This window comes from Streptomyces sp. SID5910 (assembly GCF_009862125.1).
Lineage (GTDB): Bacteria > Actinomycetota > Actinomycetes > Streptomycetales > Streptomycetaceae > Streptomyces.
Window position 1 is genome coordinate 1 of record NZ_WWHX01000837.1, and the last position, 3,386, is coordinate 3,386.

Here is a 3,386-nt window from a genome sequence, read left to right on the forward strand (position 1 = left end):
CACCCGGCCGGGCCACCGCACCGCAGCGTCAGGCCACCGCACGTCGTGCCGACCACCGCACCACCCCGTCAGGCCACCGCACCACCGGGGCCCGGTCAGCGCACGCCGCGCCGGCCACCGCACCACCGGGCCCGGGCCACCGCACCACCGGACCCGGGGCGCCGCACCGCCGCGTCAGGCCGCCGGATCTCGCAGCACCTGCTCCCGGACCCGGTCGCAGCAGCGGTTGATCAGTCGGGAGACGTGCATCTGGGAGATGCCGAGCCGCTCGGCGATGCGGCTCTGGGTCATGTCGTCGAAGAAGCGCATGTAGAGGATGGCGCGCTCCCGTTCGGGCAGGGCGGCGAGCCGTTCCCTGACGGCCTCGCGGTCGACGACGGTGTCGAGGGCCGGGTCGGGGGCGCCGAGGCCGTCGGCGAGCGAGTAGCCGTCGTCGCTGCCGGGGACCTCGGCGTCCAGGGACAGCGCGCTGAAGCTCTCCAGGGCCTCCATGCCCTCCCGGACGTCCTCCTCGCTCAGGTCGGCGCGCTCGGCGATCTCGGCGACGGTGGGCCTGCGGCCGGGAGTGGTCTGGGCCAGCTCCTGGCCGGCGCGGCGGACGCGGTTGCGGAGTTCCTGGACCCGGCGCGGCACGTGCAGGGTCCACATGTGGTCACGGAAGTGCCGCTTGATCTCGCCGGTGACGGTGGGCACGGCGTAGCTCTCGAACGCGCTCCCCCGCTCGGGGTCGTACCGGTCGACGGCCTTGACGAGGCCGAGGGCCGCGACCTGCCGCAGGTCCTCGTAGCTCTCGCCGCGGCTGCGGAAGCGTCCCGCGAGCCGTTCGGCCATGGGCAGCCAGGCCTCGACGATCCGGTCCCGGACGGCGTCGCGCTCCGGGCCTTCGGGGAGGGTGGCGAGGTGGTGGAAGGCGGCCGCGGTGTCGGGGGCGTCGTCGTGCGGGTGCTTGGCTCCGGCTCGGATCGGCATGGTGCGTCGCAACTCCCTCGGAGTGCGGGGTCCTGTCGCCGCCGCCGGTCGAGGGCCCGGCCGGCACCGGGGCTCACGGAGCTCTCCGGGGCGCGGGACGGGCGCCGGCGGTACGACGACACGGCCCTGGGGGTTCGGGCGGTCACCGTGGGAGGGCGTCCGGCAGCCGGACGGACGCATCCGTGGCGGCGTCGCGCCGCTCCCACGGACGTGCCTCCTGTCCGAAGCACTGGAACTGCGCCTGCCCCCACGCGGCCGCGTCAAACACCCCGATCCGGCATGCGGTTCCGGCGCCCGCGAAGGGGGGTGGCCCGGCACCGTCGCGACCGCCGTCGGCTACGTTGGCACCGCGTCGTGACCTCGGGGGCGGGGCCGTCTCGCCGGCCCGTCAGGGCGTCGCGGGCAAGGGAGTTGAGTTGACCATGGAGGCGCAGGACGCGCAGGACACCGCCAGGAGGCTGCGGGCGATCGGCGACGAGCTGTCGGACCGTTTCTACGAGCGCGCCGACGCGGTGCGCACCCTGGTGGTGACGTTGCTGGCCGGGCAGCACTCGCTGGTGCTCGGTCCGCCCGGGACGGCGAAGTCCGAGCTGGCCCGTGAGCTCACGGGGCGGGTCGAGGGGGCGTCGTACTGGGAGATCCTGCTGTCGAAGTTCACCGCGCCGACGAGGATGTTCGGTCCCATCGACGTGGCCGCGCTGGCCCGGGGCGAGTACCGCCAGGTCTACGACGGCCGCGCCACGACCGCGCACATCGCGTTCATCGACGAGATCTTCAAGTGCTCCACGGCCGCGCTGAACGAGACGCTGGGCTTCCTCAACGAGCGGATCTACCACCCGGAGAACGGCGGCGAGCCGATCCGCTGCCCGCTGATCGGCGCCATCACGGCGAGCAACGAGCTGCCCGACGGGGAGGACTCGGCCGCGATCTACGACCGGCTGCTGGTGCGGATCGAGGTCGGGTACCTGGAGGATCCCTCGAACTTCGCCGCGCTGGTCCGCTCCGCCGTCGGCCGCCCGGCGGCACCGGCGCGGACCACGGTGGAGCTGGCCGCGCTGCGGCACGCCGTGTCCGAGGGGGTCCCGGCCGTGGAGGTGCCCGACCCGATCGTGGACGCGGTGTGCACGCTGCGGGCCGCCCTGCGCCGCAAGGAGCTGGTCGCCTCCGACCGCCGCTGGCGGCAGGCGGTGGGGCTGCTCCAGGCCTCCGCGTTCCTCGACGGCCGGCCGGCGGTCGGCGAGCGGGACCTGTCGGTGCTGACCCATGTGCTGTGGGACTCGCCCGCGCAGCGCCCGGTCGTGGAGCGCGAGGTGCTCCAGCTGGTCAACCCCGACGCCAAGGAGGCGCTGGACCTGGCCGACACCATCGAGGAGCTGGAGACCCAGCTGGACGCGATGGCCGGGCAGTCCCGGGAGGCGCTGAGCGAGTGGGTGATCAAGAAGGCCCACAACAGGCTCGCCATGGCGGGCAAGCGGCTGGAGACGCTGCGCGAGGAGGCGGTGGGCGCCGGCCGCTCCACCGCCACCATCGACCGGGTCACCGGCCGCCAGCGCGCCGTCCGCGCCCGCGTCCTCACCGAGGCCCTGGGCGTGGACGCGAGCACGGTACGGGACCGGCTCTGAGCACCGGCCCGGTGAACACCGCGACACCTGCCGAAGGCGACGGGCGGCTGCGCCGGAACGAACAGGCGAGCCGGGACCAGCCAGCGGGCGAGGCGAACCAGACAGGCCACGGCGGAACGGCGAGCCGCCACCAGCCAGAGGGCCGGGGCGGGGCGGCGGGGCGGGAGGAGCCAGTGGGCGGGGCTGAGCCGGCGGGCCACGACCGGACGGCAGGCCGGGCGGGGCAGGTCGGCCTCGAGTCGGCGGGGCCGGACGGGGCGTGGCCGGTCCAGCGGGCTGGCGCCGGTGCCGGGCGGCACACCTGTGCCGTTGTTGCGGATCGGTTCGATCGGCTCACCTGGCGCGATACCCATGAGCAGTCCGCGGCCCTGCGTGAGCTGGCCGAGGAGCTGGGCGGGCGCCATGAGCACGCCGGCGACCTCCTGACCGATGTGTTCCTGGCCGCCTACCAGGCCCGCCCGCGGGTGCGCGAGCGCACGGAGATGTCCCTGTCCCGGCTGGTCAACCACCAGGCCGTCACGGCGCTGCTGGAGTCACCGGACTTCACCGAGCTGCGCCGGGAGACGGTCGGGGACCCCTACGCCGCCGCCATGGCCGTACTCGCCCAGGCCTCCGCCCTGCGCAGGCTGCTGGAACACTCCCGGGACGCCCAGGACCGGGCCGAGCGGGCGAGGAGGGCGCAGCGGGGCGTTGAGGGCGAGGCGCCGGGCCGGGCCGCGGACGAGACCGACGCGCACGGCACCGGACCGGCGCCGGACGCCGACGCCGACGCCGTACGGCAGGCCGCCCGGGCCG

The 3,386-nt window shown here is 75.3% G+C and carries 2 protein-coding genes and 1 pseudogene; 2 read left to right on the forward strand and 1 reads right to left on the reverse strand.

Features of this window, described 5'->3' with window-relative positions; all coding sequences use genetic code 11:
• Positions 1-174: 174 nt before the first annotated feature.
• A complete protein-coding gene (locus tag GTW67_RS29505) occupies positions 175-969 on the reverse strand; it encodes an RNA polymerase sigma factor SigF (RefSeq protein ID WP_161167810.1) in 795 nt (264 codons plus the stop codon).
• 422 nt (positions 970-1,391) lie between these two features.
• Here GTW67_RS29505 and GTW67_RS29510 point away from each other — a divergent pair, with 422 nt between their 5' ends.
• Both GTW67_RS29510 and GTW67_RS29515 read left to right on the forward strand, forming a co-directional pair.
• Complete coding sequence (locus GTW67_RS29510) at positions 1,392-2,591, forward strand: AAA family ATPase (protein ID WP_161167811.1); 1,200 nt, start codon at positions 1,392-1,394, stop codon at positions 2,589-2,591.
• A 173-nt stretch (positions 2,592-2,764) separates the two neighbouring features.
• Positions 2,765-3,386: pseudogene (locus GTW67_RS29515) on the forward strand (hypothetical protein); the annotation flags it as partial.